Source organism: Pantoea sp. AG1095, assembly GCF_003208415.1.
Taxonomy (GTDB): domain Bacteria; phylum Pseudomonadota; class Gammaproteobacteria; order Enterobacterales; family Enterobacteriaceae; genus Pantoea; species Pantoea leporis.
In genome coordinates this window covers 157,067-174,193 of the sequence record NZ_QKMJ01000004.1, presented here as the reverse complement: position 1 = coordinate 174,193, position 17,127 = coordinate 157,067, and the positions used below count along the sequence as shown (strand labels likewise).

The window sequence follows — 17,127 nt, the reverse complement described above, 5'->3', positions numbered from 1 at the left end:
GGACGACACTCTCCCCTTCCTTAATTAATCCCCACCTGTCATTTGGCAATATTCATTTCCCATTCCCAAATTACGTATCAAAATCTTCATTAATTGAGGCAAGTTTTGTCTTGAAAACGATTTCATTATTTTCCCTCGAAATTTGAGACTTTTCTTTATCATCAAGCAATGCGTTTACATCTGGCATAATTTAAGATAATTATCAGCAAGTTGAGCAGCAACGTTAACATGCAAAATTTGATAAACCGTAATCTCTAAACAATCTTAAAGACCTTAAGGAAGTTTGTTACTACACTATTCCTACGGTAATCGAAAATATTGGAGGAAACGCAGTGTTATTTCATGACGAAGAACAAGGCCATATCATTATTGGCGAGGCAGTGATTAATCTTGCTGTGAGTCAGAAGGAAATCAACATTCACTCCCTCATCATTGAGTTGGGCACCATGGCCGAAGGCGATGCCAGCGACAATAGACTTGCTCAGATAGCCGACGCCAGACGCTGGCTAAAAGCCTTTGTCGAAACCTCCCCACGAAACCGCGAAGAGCTACGTTGGCTTTCAGCATCCAGACATTTACGCGCTATCAACAATGATCGTTAATGGGTGACTAACGTTGATTCAGGTTAAGGATGCGCCTCAGGGCGCTCCGCATTATGTCGATAAGTAAGTGAGTTAAACAGACTTCATTCCCTGAACCTTTCCATACCCCCTCTTCCAGTTAATCGCCTCCTCTCTCTTTGTACAAATTTACCCTTATCTTCAACAACCAGAACCCGACAGCTGATCTCACAACCAAACATAACTACCTGAATAAAAAGGATAAGCATCTTTTGCTTGAAAAGAAAATCTGTACAGATAAATTAATCCTGTACAAGTTTTAAAAGATTGTCTAACTTTATGTTCAGACAGAATCGACTATCCCAACTTTTACGAGGTTCGCATGCGTCAGAGTGTTTCTAAATTTCCCGATACAGCCAGCGATATTGCACATTATTTTAGCAAAGCAAGCGCGCCAACTCAGCAAGAAACGCTAGGTCAAATTGTTGTCGAAATCCTTCGGGCTGGCAAGAACCTTAACCGTAAGGCTATCTGCACTAAACTGTTAAGACGTCTTGAAGTCGCTGCCACTCAAGAAGAAGAACGCCACTATCAGACATTGATCGGCATGCTGTTCGATCGCTAACTTTTATCTGTTGGCGAGATAAGCCAGTCACGATCCCGTCGAAGGAATTCAGGCTTTAAACCGCTCATTAATGGATTTTTATCCACGAAAGGCGTGCCATAACAGAAATATGCGCTAAATTTAGTTTTGAATGACTTTTAACTGGATAAATAGCCCAGAAAGCATGGGTTTGTTTAGCCAACACCCAACGCAATAGCGTAAACATCTTTCAAACGTTGCCGCAGAAATATCTGATCACAAGGAGAGAAAATGCAACAAAGCGCACAGCAAACGTCCCGCGAAATAGACATTACTGACTATCTCCAAAACGCAGGTGACAACCTTTCTGCGGAGAAGACACTGATTGACTCCGCCATCCAGACGCTAGAGAGTCAGGGTAAGAGTGTCTCCAATAGCGCCATTATTTTGTACTTCATCTCGGAAATTGAAAACACCACTGACCCGCTGCAACTTGACGCGTTACTCAATGCGTTAAAAATGGTGGTGGGCTTTACTCCGGGTGAAGAAGAGCGTTGGGCATTTTTCTACTGGTGAGTAAAGTCTCAGGGAAATGAGGATCAGTGTTTTAATATGGATGTAGCGGTCAGAAAAGCGGGGGAATTAACACAACTCTCCCCGCTGATAGGCAAATAGAATAGATTGGTTTTATTAATTATCATCATTAGGCGTACGGCCTACAACGATTTCAAGGCAGTTGCGCAGCACATCGAGTTGCTCAATATCTGTCGCACTCTCCAGCTCCGCTATCAGACTCATAATGATGGCCTTGTTCGTCACTCTTCCTCTCTCTGCGATCAATGACTTTACGATGATACCAATGACTTCTTTTTCCTGTGCATACTGGTCACCGGTGCTGTGTAAATAACTCTGCAGGTCTGACTCGATAGTATTCTGCTGCATAAAATATCCTTACTGAGTTGCGCATTTTTGTCTCTCTTCCACGCACTTAAGCCCTTAGCCGGCGTTAATGTCGGGTTGAGTCGTCATTACCGAATTTGTCTATATCAAAATTTGCCATGTGCTCCCGGTCTCCAACTTTAGGGGATTCACTCTCGGCAATTTCTTTCTTAACATCCTGCATAGCGAGAAGTATTGCGCGCGCACGTTCTTCATCCTTTTCAGCTTTCAGCATGCATTCAAGCTTCGAGAGGAGCGCACGTCGCGAGATGCCGGCTTTTTCGCGCAGCAATGCTATTACCGCCTCGCCGATGAGAAGATCACTCAACTTTTGTTCATGGTGATTTTTCATATCACTCTCTGTTCAACATTTAGTGTTGAGAAGAGAGAGAGCTGCGGCTAAAAAATGCTGCAATATCATTTACTGAATGGCATCTACCCGGGTTCTGCTGCAAGGAAACCTCACGTGTTCATATTTTAATCAGATCGTCATGCAGTAAACTTATACAATGATCGCAATGTTGTACAGCTTTATCAGCGTGAATTGATGAATATTTAATATGAGATAGGGCAAGTAAAAAGGAATGGACTTTTATGGCAGGAAAAAATGACCTCTGAAAGTGGAAATCTCTAACGCTTTCAGAGGCGATGCAAAGCATCATTCGTTACGTGCGGAGAGTACCGCTGGGTCAATTTATAGGAGATTAAAAAAAATGCACGGGTTATATTTTTTTATTTTAGCTCCTATTACAGTCATTTAAATTGCATCTTTATCAAAATGAAACCGCTTCGGTTATTTATGAACTCAATCATCAAGAATATTGATAATTTTTATTTGGCGATTCCAAATAAATGCCATTTATTAATCGATTTCTCATTTTTAAAAGACCACGTTGATAAGTAACGCTCGGGTTTTACTGACGAGGATAAACGAAGCCAGGCATTGATTTCAGGACTGTCTACCAGACCATTGCTGTGATGATTGAAGTGATAAAGGCCTCGTGCCCGAGCCTTTTCATTTTTATTTGTGGACCTGAGTTGCAGGCGTCAAATACTGCTACTACTCTTTTATCGCTTCATACTTGGTACGAAGGTTACACACAGCACGCACAGCGTGCGAGAGTCTTTGCATATTGTTCATACTTCCTTCCCCGCTCCAGGCGGGGATTTTTTTCAGCATTAGCCTACCTGACACGGAACCAGATGGCATACATCGCCGGTAAAAACACCAGCGTCATAATGGTGCCGCCCAGCGTCCCGCCAATCAGCGTGTAAGCCAGCGTGCCCCAGAACACGGAGTGCGTCAGTGGAATAAATGCCAGAATCGCCGCTAACGCTGTCAGCAGAACCGGCCGGGCGCGCTGCACCGTTGCCTCAACGATAGCCTTGAAAGGATCGTGGCCTTCTCGCTCATTCTGATGGATTTGTCCGATCAGGATCAGCGTATTACGCATCAGAATCCCTGACAGCGCGATCAGCCCAACCAGTGCATTGATGCCAAAGGGCTGCTGGAATAGCAGCAGCATGGGCACAACGCCAACCAGCCCGAGCGGCGCGGTCAGAAAAACCATCACCATCGCTGCCATGGAACGCACCTGCAGGATGATGATCAGCAGCGTCAGGGCAATCATAATTGGGAACAGCGGCAGCATCGCTTTAGTCGCTTTACCCGACTCCTCAATCGAGCCCGCCTGTTCAATACGGTACCCCGGCGGCAGTGACGCGATTAATGGCTGAAGTTCCCGGCTCAACGCACTTGAGACATCCGGTGGCTGCAATCCGTCAGCAATATCGCCGCGCACCGTTATGGTTGGCGTTCTGTCGCGGCGGCGCAGCAGCGGATCTTCCATGCGGATGTCGATTTCACCGAGTTGCGAGAGTGGAATGCGCTGCCCATCGGCTCCGGCTAGCGTCAGAGCGTCAAGGCGCGCGGGATCGAGGCGCACCTTTCCGGCTGCACGACCAACCACTTCCACAGATCGGATATCTTCACGAATCGCCGTGATCGATGCCCCGCTCAGCAGGAACTGTAGCTGACGAGCCGCCCCGGCAGGCGTTAGCCCCATCGCCTGCAGCCGATCCTGATCCAGCCTGAAATGCATTACCGGCACGCGTGAACCCCAGTCGGTGTTGACGGTGCGCATCATCGGGCTGGCCTGCATCAGTACTTTCACCTTCGCGGCCAGCTGGCGCAGTACGTCTGGATCGGGACCCATCACTCGGTAAGCGACCGGATAAGGCGAATAGGGACCGAAAACCAGCTGTGTAACGCGCACCTGCGCTTCAGGCGCGAGCCCATCTGCTGCCGCTTCTCGCAGACGCTGCTTCAGTGCATCGCGATCGTGCTCGCCGTTGGTCAGCACCACGATTTTGGCAAAAGAGGGATCCGGCAATTCCGGGGCCATCGCCAGATAGAAACGCGGCGCACCCTGCCCGATATACGCGGTTACCGTGCGGGTTTCTTTTTGCTTTTTCAGCCAGTGCTCAATTCGCGCCGTGATCTGACTGGTCTGCTGTATTGAGGTGCCATAAGGCATTTGCACTTCAACCAGCACCTCAGGACGATCGGAGGTTGGGAAGAACTGTTTTTTCACCAGCCCCATGCCAATGATGGCCAGCACAAAGCAGCTAATCACCGCGCCTGCCACCCACCACTTATGCGCGATGACTTTGGTTAGCAGTCGTCTGAAGCGATTGTAATGGCGGGTGTTATAGATTGCCGCGTGGCCACCGACTACCGGCTTGATGTCGGGCAGCATCTTCACGCCCAGATAAGGGGTAAACAATACTGCCACCACCCACGAGGCAATCAGGGCAATCCCCACTATCCAGAACATATTGCTGGTGTATTCACCGGCGGTGGACTGCGCAAAGCCGTTGGGCATGAAGCCGATCGCGGTTACCAGCGTGCCGGCCAGCATCGGCGCGGCTGTATGGCTCCAGGCGTAGGCCGATGCTTTGATGCGGTCATAGCCCTCTTCCATTTTCACCACCATCATCTCTATCGCAATGATGGCGTCATCAACCAGTAAACCCAGTGCGAGGATGAGTGAACCCAGCGTGATGCGGTCAAAGTTTTTTCCCGTGGCGGCCATCACCACAAATACCACGGCAAGCGTCAGCGGAACCGCGGCAGCAACCACGATGCCAACGCGCCAGCCCATGCTGACAAAGCACACCACCATCACCACCAGCAGAGCCACGAAGAACTTCACCATGAACTCATCGACAGCCGAACTGATGTTAACCGCCTGGTCGGAAACGTTGGTGAGCGTCATGCCCAGCGGCATGTCGCTATTTATATTTCGGACCTCTTGTTCCAGCGCCTTACCCAGCTCAAGACCGTTCCAGCCTTCCCTCATTACCACGCTCAACATCAGTGCAGGTTCACCCTCATTACGGATGAGAAAATCGGGCGGATCGACATAGCCACGTTCGACCTTGGCCACGTCGACAAGCCGTAGCGTGTGATTACCGGAGACGACCGGCGTGTTGCGGATTTTTTCGAGCGTATCCAGCGCTCCGTCGAGGCGGATAAACACCTCGGGCCCGCGCGTTTGTATCGAACCGGCGGGCGACAGGGCATTTTGCCCGTTCAGGGCGTTAAATATCTGTTCCGGTGTAATGCCCAGCGTAGCGAGGCGATCGCTGGAAAAGGAGACATAAATACGTTCTGCCTGCTCGCCGGTAATGGTGACTTTTTTTACGCCCGCAACGTGTAGCAGCTGCTGGCGGAGTTTTTCGGCATCACGAGACAGAAATCGCTGCGGTTCACCCTTTGCTTTCAGTGTATAGAGGGCAAAAACCACATCCGAGAATTCATCGTTAACCATCGGCCCGATCACACCCGCCGGCAGGTTGCGCGCCTCATCGCTGAGCTTTTTGCGTGCCTGGTAAAACTGCTCCTGCACTTCGGAAGGCGGCGTGCTGTCCTGCAGGGAAAGCATGGTGTATGCCATTCCGGGACGAGTATAGGTCTCGGTGCGGTCATACCACTTCAGCTCCTGCAGCCGCTTCTCCAGCGGCTCAGCCACCTGATCCTGCATCTCCTGCGCGGTGGCGCCAGGCCAGGCGGTGATCACCGTCAGCTGCTTGACGGTAAACGGGGGATCTTCCGCTCTTCCCAGACCAAGAAAAGCCACTATGCCGGCAACCGTAACGAGAATGATCAGGAACAGCGTGACCGATCGTTCACGCACCGCCAGCGCCGAGAGGTTAAAGCGATTGTGGCTCATGGCGTGGCTCCTTGCGACCCAGGCGTTCCGATGCGGACGGCTTCACCTTCATGCAGCAGGTGTGCGCCCAGCGCGGCCACCTGTTCCCCGCTCTGAAGCGGACCCGACACGCGCGCACTGTCGTCGCTGATACCGAGCAGCGTCACGGCCCGCCAGGTGACTTTGGCGGGTTTGCCTTCCACCAGCCAGACGCCAGCACCGCGTCCCGCATCCCACACTGCACTGAGCGGTAATGACCAGGATTCTGGCGTCGCCACAGATTCCGGGATACGCAGGGTTACGGTTGAACCCAGTGGAGCACCGGCTGCGGCACCGCTCAGCACATAGCGTGCTTCGTAGGTGCGGGTTGCTGCATCCGCCGAATCTGACAACTCGCGCAGCCTGGCATCGTTCTCGATCCCACTGCCATACAGGATGGCTGTAGCCGGCGATCCCACCTGCGGGCGCAATGTCTCCGGCAGACTGACCATCGCCTCACGCTGACCGGCGCGGGCGAGGCGCACAACCGTTTGACCGGCGCTAACCACCTGGCCTGGGTCGGCCAACGTATCTACCACCACGCCATCGGCATCAGCACTTAATACAGCATATTGCGAGGCGTTGAGCGCCACGCGTGCCTGCGCCTGCGCGGCGCTCAGATCGGCACGCGCGGCATCTGCCGCTGCACGAATTTGACTGTAAGAGGATGCAGAGACCGCGCCAGAACCCACCAATCCACGATAGCGTTTCTCATCATCGCCGGTCTGGCGCGCGCGTGCCTGGGCGGCGTTTACCGCACCCTCCGCAGCGCGGACCTGCAGCGCGAGATCAGCCGGATCGAGCCTCATCAGCAGCTGACCGCGTTTGACGCTTTGCCCCTTATCAACCAGACGCTCAAGCACCTTGCCCGACACGCGAAAACCCAGGTCGCTCTGAAAACGTGCGGCCACAATGCCGGTAAAAACGCGAGATTGACCCGCCGCAGGCTCGACGGTCGCCGTCCTGATGAGTGGCGGCCGGGAGCGCGGATCGTCAGCGGCTGATAGAGGTTCGCCGCAACCAGTCAGAATGACCGGCAGCAGGCAGATGACGGACAACAAAGGGAGATGCCGGAGCATGGGTTACCTTACTCAAGGGAAGTATGAGGACGCCATTCTCTGACTAGTGACCAATTATGTCAATGGTCACAAACTACGGAGCGAGACTTCTAAGTACTAATGCAGCCAATTGGCTTGCATCTTCTCTGGCCGTATCAAGTGAGGATTGCAGTTGCAGTGGATCGGCAAGAGGTCTGAGTACCAGATAGACGGCAGCGGCCGTTTCATCCAGCGGCGTTTTACGCTCAAATTCCCCGGCAGTGCGTCCTGCGCGCAGGATGGCGAGCACGATTTCACGCAGGGAATCCTCATATTGCACAGCAGCAGGCCAGTCCTCACGCGAGGAAGCGGCGGCAATGTCATACAGCCGCCGCTCGCGGAAAAACAGCTCGCAGCCTGCCACAGCAAGCGTCTGAAACAGCTGCTTTATTTTTTCCGTGGCGGAAGGTGACTGCTCCAGCGCAGCGTTCAGCCTTTCCGTGATATCCGTAAGGCAATTGGCGCAGATGACTTCACCGATTTCCTGCTTAGAACCGAAAAACTTGTAAATGTAGGCTTTGGAGAAGCCGATTGATCGCGCGAGATCGGATACGGTGGTTTTCTCAAAGCCGTAATGGCTAAAGTACTCCATGGCGGCAGCCACAATCTGATCGCGGATGGTGTGATCGGAAGGCCCACGCGTGGCGGCGGTAGTTTTTTTCTCTGTCATATTTCAACTTTGCTCGGTGAGCTGATGTAAACGATGAGTGACCAGTGGATATTTTGGTCACAATTTCTCATCGCTTCAAGGCCTGATTGATATCATCACAATCTCAGCGAAATCTCTGGAAAACCGCTTTTGGTAATGTCGTGCGCCCTGCCCGACATAACGCTGGCGTAAACCGACCGGGCTGCGGGAATTATCATCTACGCTTCTTAAGTGAAATTTAACTTTTACCCGGAGAACGTAGTGCCAACTTTGAATTCCAGTCCTCAACCCGATCTGAAACGTTCATTCATAGCCACCCTTCCACTGGGAATCGGTATGATGGCGGCAATTGATGAAGTGGTATTTCATCAGATTCTGGCCTGGCATCACTTCTTTGACTGGGGCACACCCGCGTTTAGCCTGCTTTCAGATGGATTATTGCACGCAGGCGAGCTGATTCTTTTCGTGCTTGGTTTTTTCATGTTTGCGGACCTGCGAAGCCGTGGAAAACTCAACCGCACGGCAGCATGGGCAGGATTCATTGTGGGGTTGGGTGCGTTTCAACTGTTTGATGGAATTGTTGATCACAAGCTGCTCAGGCTGCATCAGATCCGCTATGTTGATAACGTGCTGCTTTACGACCTCATCTGGAATCTGTCTGCTGTGCTGTTATTGGTGGCAGGCTTGCTGATTTATCGTCACGCGCGTTCTGCTCTATCCGCTAAAACGGAAGTTTAATCCGTGGATTCCATGATGCATCCTGCGGCGATGCCCCATTCAGTCGCGCTATTTACTCTTCTGGTCATAGCTCCTGCTGTCATCCTCTTATTTTATTTGATCGCCGCTGTCCGTTTACGCCGGGTTGCCCACTGGAGCGCCTGGCGCATGGCCAGCTTCACCGCCGGCATCGTCATGATCGTGGCATCCATGCTGCCGCCTTTGGCTAACTGGGCGCATCATGACTTACGCGGTCATATGTTGCAGCATCTGTTACTTGGTATGTTTGGACCTCTCGGATTGGTATTTGGGGCGCCCGGCTCACTGATATTACGCACTCTATCCGCACGGTGGGCGCGCGCTATGATGACTATTCTCCGCACCCGCCCGATACGCTTTTTAATCCATCCATTTACCGCTGCTTCGCTGGATATTGGCGGGATGTATCTTCTTTATCTCACTCCGTTATATGCGTTGAGCATGGCCATTCCTGCTCTGTTTATTTTCCTTCATCTGCATTTTGTCCTCTCCGGCTACCTGTTTACCTGGTCTGTTGCCGGGCCCGATCCCGCGCCTCACCGTCCATCGAGAACTGTGCGTCTGGCGGCAATTTTTTTTGCTACGGCCGCTCACGCTATTCTTGCGAAGTTGATGTACGGCTTCGGATACCCACGTGGAACCTTAGCCAGCGCTGAAGAAATTCAGCAGGCTGCGCAGTGGATGTATTACGGCGGAGATATTGCCGAGTTTTGCATTATCTTCGGCTTTTTTGCCGCGTGGTTCCGGCAACGCAGCACGCTGCCAGAAATGCTGGTGGGGAAATAATGACCATTCCATGACAAAATTATTTGCCAATATGAAAAGTAATAACATTTGTAGGTAAGACGTGGTTACCGTAATCAATAATGTGGCTATTATTGCCCCTTTGAACACCCGCTGGCTCCAAAGGACTGTCTGCTGCTATGCCTGTAAACTTTGACCTTAACGATCTTTATGCCTTCCGTGCGCTGGTTGAATACAGTAATTTTCGGCTTGCCGCTGAGTCCATCTGCCTTTCTCAGTCAGCGTTGAGTCGTAGGATTGAAAAGCTGGAATCCGCGTTAGGGATCAAGTTGTTCGACAGAACGACCCGGCGTGTCACGTTGACACTATATGGACGGACCTTTGCTGAACGCTCAGATCAGCTGCTGGCGAATGTTGAACTGGTATTAGCGGATATTAATAAGGTGAGTCAGGATCGTGTAGGGCTGGTCACCGTTGCCACTGTGCCCTCGGCAGCCTACTATTTTATGCCCGATGTTATCCGCCGTTTCCAGACACGCTATCCACGGGTGCGTGTGAAAATCATTGATAGTAGCGCTGGAAACGTCATTGAAGCAGTGGCCAGTGGTCAGGCAGACTTCGGCATCTGTTTTGCCAGAGATTTGCAAACCACTATCGAATTTATACCCTTGACGAGCGATGTCTACGTGGCGGCCTGCAGGCGGGATCATCCATTAGCCAATAAAAAAAATCTGACCTGGCGAGAGTTTTATCAGCAGGATTACATTGAGCTGGATAAGACCTCCGGTAACCGCCATCTACTTGATAAGATGCTGGATCACATCGTTCCTGAGCGCCCCAGTATCTGCGAAACCCGTCATGTGACCACCATGCTAGGTATGGTTGAAGCGGGTATCGGCATGGCTGCCGTACCCGCTATGTCGATGCCGATGTCAGAGCATTCAGTACTCACACACCTTTCACTCACTGAGCCGGTGGTAAAGCGTACGGTTGGCCTGATCAGGCGCAGTGGCCGTATGCAATCCTACATTGCAGCTGAGTTAGAGAAGCTGATCACTGAACAGTATCGTGTTGTTTAACTGGCAGTTCAGCCGTCACCGATCGCAATCCGGTAGCGCGCACAGTATCTTGCGCCTCAGCCGAAGAGAGGAAGTTGAGTAACGCTTTGCCCTCCTGCCCGTTTGTTGCTTTGGCGGTCACCGCACCGGCAAAACGGGTAACGTATTGCACATCTTCAGGCAGTTCACCCACAAAGGTGACGCCCGGCACAGGTAGCAATTCACTCACTTGCTGGAAACCGACGGCATAATTGCCTTTAGCCACTTCGGATGCCACCGGAATGCGCTCTACCCTATGCGCTTTTGTTTTTACCTGGTCTTCTATTCCCAGTTTTTTAAACAGTTGGCTGCTGACATAGCGGCCGCTGGCACTGTCAGAATAAGCAATAGATTTGGCCTGCAAAAGGGCATTACGCAGATCTGCATCCGTTTTAATATTTAGTTTAGGCTCACCTTCTTTAACGACCATACCAATTGAAGAGTCGGCTAGCTCAACGCGCGAGCCCGGCTGAAGCCAGTTATCCTTCTCCAGGTTTTTTAGCGCATCACCGACCATAATCACCACATCCGCCTTCTCCCCGCGCGCCAGGCGCGCTGGAATCGCCTGAGGCGTTCTCCCCATCGAGGGGCCAGAGATCAAAATGATCTTGTCGCCGCTTTTTGCTTCAAATTGTGGAGCCAGTTTTTCCAGCGCCGCTTTAAATCCGCCCGAAATCATAACGGTGACATCTTTGGCCGCCGCTGAAAAACTAACGGAACTCACTAACAGCGTAATGAGAAGTGAACGATGTATTTTTTGCATGATGTTATTCCTGAACTAACCAGCGGTTTGAAGTGATAACGCGCTGCGACGGTATAAATAGAGGGTGGCCAGTAATGCACAAATCGCAGCAAAGCTCATCCAGTAGCCGGGTGAAGCCTTATCGCCGGTGTACTCAATCAGTGCAGTTGAAATGACTGGCGTAAATCCACCGAAAATAGCCGTAGCCAGACTGTAGGCCAGAGAGAAGCCTGCAACTCGCACTTCTACCGGCATAATCTCTGTTAATGCCGGGATCATGGCGCCGTTATACAGACCGTAAAGGAAGGAGAGCCACAACAACACTGACAGCATCATGGAAAAGCTGGGTGCTTCAGCAAGCAGGTTAAGTGCCGGATAAGCAGTCATCAGCGCTAACATCGCCATGGTCACCAATACAGGCTTACGGCCATAGCGGTCTGACAGGGCTCCCCCAACCGGTAGCCAGAAGAAGTTTGATACCGCAACCAGCAGAGTCACCAGCAGGCTGTCAGAAGCGCTCAGCATCAGCACTTTTTTACCAAAAGTAGGGGCGTATACGGTGATCAGATAAAACGCGGTGGTGGTCATGGCGACCATCAACATTCCGGCGATAACCACCTGCCAGTTTGCTAACAGCGTTTTAAACACGTCACGCATCGCCAGGTGGTTGCGGCGAGCAGTGAACGCTTCGGTCTCCTCCAGTTTACGGCGCAGAACAAAAATGAACGGAACAATCAGGCAGCCGAACAGGAAAGGCAAACGCCATCCCCACTCGCGAAGGGTGCTTTCTTCCATGGCCGCATTCAGTGCGAAGCCCATGGCCGCTGCCACCATAATGGCCACTTGCTGGCTGCCAGATTGCCAGCTGGTGTAAAAACCTTTACGGCCGGGCGTGGCAATTTCTGCCAGATAAACGGATACGCCGCCTAACTCTGCGCCCGCTGAGAAGCCTTGCAATAAGCGCCCACATAGCACTAAAAAGGGTGCCCAGAGCCCAATCGTTTGATAAGACGGAATGAGAACAATCAGGAAGGTCCCCGCCGCCATGATCGACAAGGTAACAATGAGCCCTTTACGTCTGCCAACTTTATCAATATACGCGCCCAGCACAATCGCGCCGACCGGACGCATTAAAAACCCTGCGCCAAAGACCGCAAAGGTCATCATCAGCGAAGCAAATTCACTGCTGGCCGGAAAGAAAGTATGGGCGATATAAGTGGCATAAAACCCGAAAAGGAAAAAATCGAATTGTTCCAGAAAGTTGCCAGAAGTCACCCGCAGTATCGCACTGCATCGGGTTCGGGCCGTCATGGGTAGGTTAGAGGAATGCATGTTTATCTCCAGTTTGTCATTAGCGCTTTTACAGCGCCTGCTTCTGCAGACTGGATGAGCAAAACAAACTATATAAGCGCAATAAACTCATGGGTTGATGCGTTTACTGCATTAATCTGCGTTAACAAATTCATTAACAAGCTGCAACGGGCCTTTAACAGCCCCTCACTTCTTAGCGTTACTTTTTGAGGGCTAAAAACGTCATACGTATTTTGTGACGAGGCTCATATCTGGTGAGGATGAAAATGACGTCGATAGGGAAACGTCGTTTTCGGAATCTTAAAATCGCCAGGAATGCGCTGCTGTTCACATTCCGTGCAAATAAAATTTCTGGCATAGCCTTCTTCGCTGCAAGAAAGATACGACGCGGTCAAATATTTCTCTTTTGTTACTTTATTGGAGATAAATTGTTAATAAAAATGGCTCATCACCTCTGAAATTCGGGATGCCGGGAAAGGGAGGAGTGTTTATTTACTTTTTATTAACACAAGTAATCTTTAAATTTAACAAATATGGGCATTGTTCACATTTTGATCACAATCATGCGAAAATCGGTGTCTCCTTCAGTTAATCTCTGAGTGTGAATTGAATACCAACCGTCCGCTCCCTACTGCAAAACATCATAAGAAAGGTATCGCAATGAAATTTAACCTCGCATTAGTCAGTGCATGTGTGGTTTCAGCATGCATGTTATTCACAACACCCACTTTCGCCGCTAAGCCTTACGATATTGCCGTGGTCGCCAAAGTAACCGGCATTCCATGGTTTACCCGCATGGAAGTCGGCGTGAAAGAAGCCGCGCAAAAACTGGATGTCAACGCTTATCAAGTCGGCGGCTCCACTCCAGACCCGGCCCAGCAAGTCAAAGTGATTGAAGATTTGATTGCTAAAAAAGTCGACGCCATCATCGTGGTGCCAAACGATGCCAAAGTATTGGAGCCGGTATTAAAGAAAGCGCGTGACCAGGGCATCGTGGTATTAACCCATGAATCGCCGGACCAGCAAATTGGTCAATGGGATATCGAAACCATCGACAGCCAGAAATATGCTGAAGCCAATATGGACGAACTGGCAAAAGATATGGGTAGCAAAGGAGGGTACGCCATTTATGTTGGATCCCTGACTGTGCCGCTGCATAACGCGTGGGCGGATGCTGCGATCAAATATCAGAAAGAAAAGTACCCGGATATGCATGAAGTAACGTCTCGCCTGCCGGTGGCGGAAAATATTGATAAGTCGTACTCCACCACATTGGATTTAATGAAGACCTATCCCGACCTGAAAGGGATTATCGGTTTCGGTTCGCTCGGCCCGATTGGTGCGGGTCAGGCGGTTCAACAGAAACGCGCTAAAAATAAAATCGCCGTTGTTGGTATCGCTATGCCCGCTCAAGCTGCTCCGTATTTAATGCGCGGTGATATTAAGAAAGCGCTGCTGTGGGATCCAAAAGATGCCGGCTATGCCTTAGTAACGGTCGCTGATCAGCTATTGCAGGGTAAAGAAGTCACCAAAGATCTGACTATTGAAGGGCTGGGGAAAGCCGACGTAGATATGGATAAAAAAGTCATTCGCTTTAATAAAATTCTGGAAGTGACACCAGAGAATGCGAAATCACTTGGATTCTGATCAGGCTTTTTAATTCAGGTATTTTCCGGAGACAGATTATCTCCAGCGCCACACCAGGCTAAGAGAAATAAATACGGCGTTGTATGTTGTGCCGTATTTAGATCTCGACTCAGACATGAAAATTTATACCCAAAATAATTCCAGCCAGGGCAAAGTTGCCAATGAGAAAATGTAACTCATTGATTCAATTAAAACTGTGCAGCCAACGCCCACTGGAATTACAAAGGATATGCTTAAGGATCGGTGATGAATACGCTTAATACGTCCCCTGCCCCTTATGAGGCCTTTATCAGCCTTGAAAGAATCAGCAAAAAATTTCCCGGCGTACTAGCATTAGACAATGTCAGCCTGACGTTAAATAAAGGCGAAGTGCATTGCCTTGCTGGTCAAAATGGCTGTGGCAAAAGTACCATCATTAAAGTCATTTCTGGTGTTTATCAGCCGGAAAAAGGCGCGGCCATTACGCTGGACGGAAAACTATTTCATACTCTTACGCCCCAGCTCTCTTCGTATTACGGCATTCAGGTTATTTATCAGGATTTGTCTTTATTTCCCAACCTGTCGGTAGCCGAAAACATTGCCATTCACCGTTATTTACCCGGCGGAGATTTTTGGGTACATCGCGAGGCAATGCGCAAAAAAGCGGTGGCAGCGATGCAACGGGTCGGAGTCTCTCTGGATCCGGATCGTAAAGTCGAAAAGCTGTCGATCGCCGATCGCCAATTAGTCGCCATATGCCGCGCTATCGCCGCTGACGCCAGTTTAGTGATTATGGATGAACCGACCGCATCGCTGACTCGTACTGAAGTGAATGGTCTATTGCGCGTGGTGAATGAGCTCAAATCCGCCGGTATCTGCGTGGTGTTTGTCAGCCACCGTCTTGATGAGGTGATGGAAGTGGCCGATCGCATCAGCGTGATGCGCGACGGCAAACTGGTTGGCACCTATCCGGCCAGCGAACTCGACAGTAATGAACTGGCATTCCTGATGACCGGACAACGTTTTACCTACAGTCATCTGCCGCATCGTGCGCCAGCTAACGTGACGCCACTCCTTGAAGTCAGCCAACTAAGCCGCAAAGGTCAGTATCAGAATATTTCACTGGCGCTGCGCCAGGGTGAAATCACCTCGATTATTGGCCTGCTCGGTTCGGGCCGGACGGAACTCTGTCTGAGCCTGTTCGGCATGAGCCAACCAGATAGCGGAGAAATCCGCGTTAACGGCAATGTGGTGCAATTCCACAGTAACCGCGACGCCATCCGTCACGGCATTGCTTATGTGTCAGAAGACCGTCTGACGCAGGGTCTGATCATGGAACAATCCATTTATGACAACACGCTGGTGTCCATTTTCGACAAGCTGCACACCAGCGCAGGATTAATGGACCATCAGAAAGCCGCAGCGGTGGTGAGAGACCTGATCCGCGATTTGAACATCAAAGTCTCGGATAGCCAGTTACCCGTTAAAACCCTTTCCGGCGGTAACGCGCAGCGTATCGCCATCGCCAAATGGGTAGCAACGCGACCCCATATTCTGATCCTCGATTCGCCGACCGTCGGCGTAGATATTGCCAACAAAGAGGGAATTTATCGCATCGCACGCGATTTGGCGGAATCTGGCATGGCGGTGCTGATGATTTGCGATGAAATTCCGGAAGCCTATTACAACAGTCATCGCGTGCTGGTGATGCGCAAAGGCGAACTGGTAGCGGAATTCGCGCCGCACCAAAGCAGCGAAGCGCAGATTGCGGAGGTGATTAATGGATAATAAATCTCTGTCGAAACTGTTTTCCCAGCACGAATTCTGGCTGGGATTACTGATTCTGCTGCTGGTGATTGGCTTAAGCGTCGGCACCAGTGAATTTATGACCCTGGGTAACCTGACTGACGTCGCCACCAGCTACGCCATTCTTGCCATTCTGGCCTGTGGACTGTTTGTGGTGTTAATTGCCGGGGGCATCGACATCTCCTTTCCGGCCATTACCTCAATCGGTCAGTACGTGATGGCCAGTTACATCATCCATCACGGCGGTAGCTTTCCACTGGCATTTGCCCTGTCGATGGGCAGCGGGTTGCTGCTCGGGCTGGTCAACGGTTTTCTGGTGTACTGGCTACGCGTTCCGGCCATCATTATCACCATTGCCACGTTAAACCTGTTTTACGGTCTGCTGGTGTATGTCACCAATGGCACCTGGTTATACGGGTTTCCCGACTGGTTTATGAACGGTATTAATTGGTTCTCCTTTACCGCCGCCGACGGCTACGACTATGGCCTGACTCTGCCGCTGCTTAGCTTGCTGGGCGTGATCATCGCCACCGGCGTGTTGATGAACCGCACACGCGTGGGGCGCCAGATTTATGCCATGGGCAGCAACCGTGACGCTGCGTCGCGTCTCGGCCTGAACATCCTGCGACTGCATTTTTATGTATACGGATTTATGGGATTGCTGGCGGGTATAGCGGCCGTGGTTCAGGCGCAAATCACCCAGTCTGTCGCGCCTAATTCCCTGCTGGGTTATGAGCTGACGGTGCTGGCGGCGGTGGTATTAGGCGGCACCAGCATGACCGGTGGCCGTGGCTCGCTGACCGGCACCATTCTGGGGGTAATGCTGCTGGCCTTCCTGCAAAATGGTATGACCTTGCTGAGCATTTCATCTTACTGGCATCAGGTTTTCAGCGGCGTGATCATTCTGGTCAGCATCAGCAGCACCGCGTGGAACGAAAAACGCAAACTGGCTAAGGGAATGTGA

The 17,127-nt window shown here is 51.0% G+C and carries 16 protein-coding genes; 9 read left to right on the top strand and 7 right to left on the bottom strand.

Going from position 1 to position 17,127, the window contains the following annotated elements; translation table 11 throughout:
• Nucleotides 1–332: 332 nt before the first annotated feature.
• The 3 genes from DEU53_RS11265 (at nucleotide 333) to DEU53_RS11255 (ending at nucleotide 1,719) form a co-directional block, all read left to right on the top strand.
• The gene (locus tag DEU53_RS11265) at nucleotides 333–602 is read left to right on the top strand and encodes a hypothetical protein (protein ID WP_101761242.1); all 270 of its coding nucleotides are present in this window, start codon (nucleotides 333–335) and stop codon (nucleotides 600–602) included.
• A gap of 340 nt (nucleotides 603–942) precedes the next feature.
• On the top strand, nucleotides 943–1,185 hold the full coding sequence (gene ycgZ / locus DEU53_RS11260; RefSeq protein WP_101761241.1) for a regulatory protein YcgZ: 243 nt from the start codon (nucleotides 943–945) through the stop codon (nucleotides 1,183–1,185).
• A 249-nt stretch (nucleotides 1,186–1,434) separates the two neighbouring features.
• The gene (locus DEU53_RS11255) at nucleotides 1,435–1,719 is read left to right on the top strand and encodes a biofilm development regulator YmgB/AriR family protein (protein WP_101761240.1); all 285 of its coding nucleotides are present in this window, start codon (nucleotides 1,435–1,437) and stop codon (nucleotides 1,717–1,719) included.
• A 114-nt stretch (nucleotides 1,720–1,833) separates the two neighbouring features.
• Here DEU53_RS11255 and DEU53_RS11250 read toward each other — a convergent pair whose 3' ends face one another.
• From DEU53_RS11250 to DEU53_RS11230, 5 genes are all read right to left on the bottom strand, one after another.
• On the bottom strand, nucleotides 1,834–2,085 hold the full coding sequence (locus DEU53_RS11250) for a biofilm development regulator YmgB/AriR family protein (protein WP_110867111.1): 252 nt from the start codon (nucleotides 2,083–2,085) through the stop codon (nucleotides 1,834–1,836).
• Between the two features lie 64 nt (nucleotides 2,086–2,149).
• A complete protein-coding gene (locus DEU53_RS11245) occupies nucleotides 2,150–2,434 on the bottom strand; it encodes a hypothetical protein (protein ID WP_110867110.1) in 285 nt (94 codons plus the stop codon).
• Nucleotides 2,435–3,266: 832 nt separating this feature from the next.
• Nucleotides 3,267–6,317, bottom strand: coding sequence for an efflux RND transporter permease subunit (locus DEU53_RS11240; protein ID WP_110867109.1), 3,051 nt, complete (start codon nucleotides 6,315–6,317; stop codon nucleotides 3,267–3,269).
• Nucleotides 6,314–7,414, bottom strand: a complete 1,101-nt coding sequence (locus DEU53_RS11235) for an efflux RND transporter periplasmic adaptor subunit (RefSeq protein WP_110867108.1) — start codon at nucleotides 7,412–7,414, stop codon at nucleotides 6,314–6,316. Before DEU53_RS11235 ends, DEU53_RS11240 begins: the two co-directional genes overlap by 4 nt.
• A gap of 73 nt (nucleotides 7,415–7,487) precedes the next feature.
• Entirely contained in the window at nucleotides 7,488–8,102 is a 615-nt protein-coding gene (locus DEU53_RS11230; protein WP_110867107.1) for a TetR/AcrR family transcriptional regulator, read from the bottom strand.
• Nucleotides 8,103–8,342: 240 nt separating this feature from the next.
• On the opposite strand from DEU53_RS11230, the gene DEU53_RS11225 reads away from it, so the two are divergent.
• From DEU53_RS11225 to DEU53_RS11215, 3 genes are all read left to right on the top strand, one after another.
• Nucleotides 8,343–8,819 carry a DUF2243 domain-containing protein gene (locus DEU53_RS11225; protein WP_199559705.1) on the top strand — a complete coding sequence of 159 codons (477 nt, stop codon included), beginning with the start codon at nucleotides 8,343–8,345 and terminating at the stop codon, nucleotides 8,817–8,819.
• 12 nt (nucleotides 8,820–8,831) lie between these two features.
• Entirely contained in the window at nucleotides 8,832–9,623 is a 792-nt protein-coding gene (locus DEU53_RS11220) for a cytochrome c oxidase assembly protein (protein ID WP_233501746.1), read from the top strand.
• A gap of 137 nt (nucleotides 9,624–9,760) precedes the next feature.
• The gene (locus DEU53_RS11215) at nucleotides 9,761–10,660 is read left to right on the top strand and encodes a LysR family transcriptional regulator (RefSeq protein WP_110867105.1); all 900 of its coding nucleotides are present in this window, start codon (nucleotides 9,761–9,763) and stop codon (nucleotides 10,658–10,660) included.
• On the opposite strand, the gene DEU53_RS11210 is transcribed toward DEU53_RS11215, so the two are convergent.
• Nucleotides 10,635–11,441, bottom strand: coding sequence for a substrate-binding domain-containing protein (locus DEU53_RS11210; RefSeq protein ID WP_110867104.1), 807 nt, complete (start codon nucleotides 11,439–11,441; stop codon nucleotides 10,635–10,637). The two genes, DEU53_RS11215 and DEU53_RS11210, sit on opposite strands and share 26 nt — an antisense overlap.
• A gap of 15 nt (nucleotides 11,442–11,456) precedes the next feature.
• Nucleotides 11,457–12,752: an MFS transporter gene (locus DEU53_RS11205; RefSeq protein WP_110867103.1), complete on the bottom strand. Its 1,296-nt coding sequence runs from the start codon at nucleotides 12,750–12,752 to the stop codon at nucleotides 11,457–11,459.
• Nucleotides 12,753–13,391: 639 nt separating this feature from the next.
• Here DEU53_RS11205 and DEU53_RS11195 point away from each other — a divergent pair.
• The 3 genes from DEU53_RS11195 to DEU53_RS11185 all read left to right on the top strand — a co-directional run bounded on the left by DEU53_RS11195 (nucleotide 13,392) and on the right by DEU53_RS11185 (nucleotide 17,127).
• Nucleotides 13,392–14,378, top strand: a complete 987-nt coding sequence (locus DEU53_RS11195; RefSeq protein ID WP_110867101.1) for an autoinducer 2 ABC transporter substrate-binding protein — start codon at nucleotides 13,392–13,394, stop codon at nucleotides 14,376–14,378.
• 246 nt (nucleotides 14,379–14,624) lie between these two features.
• Nucleotides 14,625–16,145, top strand: coding sequence for a sugar ABC transporter ATP-binding protein (locus DEU53_RS11190; RefSeq protein WP_110867100.1), 1,521 nt, complete (start codon nucleotides 14,625–14,627; stop codon nucleotides 16,143–16,145).
• Nucleotides 16,138–17,127, top strand: coding sequence for an ABC transporter permease (locus DEU53_RS11185; RefSeq protein ID WP_101761228.1), 990 nt, complete (start codon nucleotides 16,138–16,140; stop codon nucleotides 17,125–17,127). Before DEU53_RS11190 ends, DEU53_RS11185 begins: the two co-directional genes overlap by 8 nt.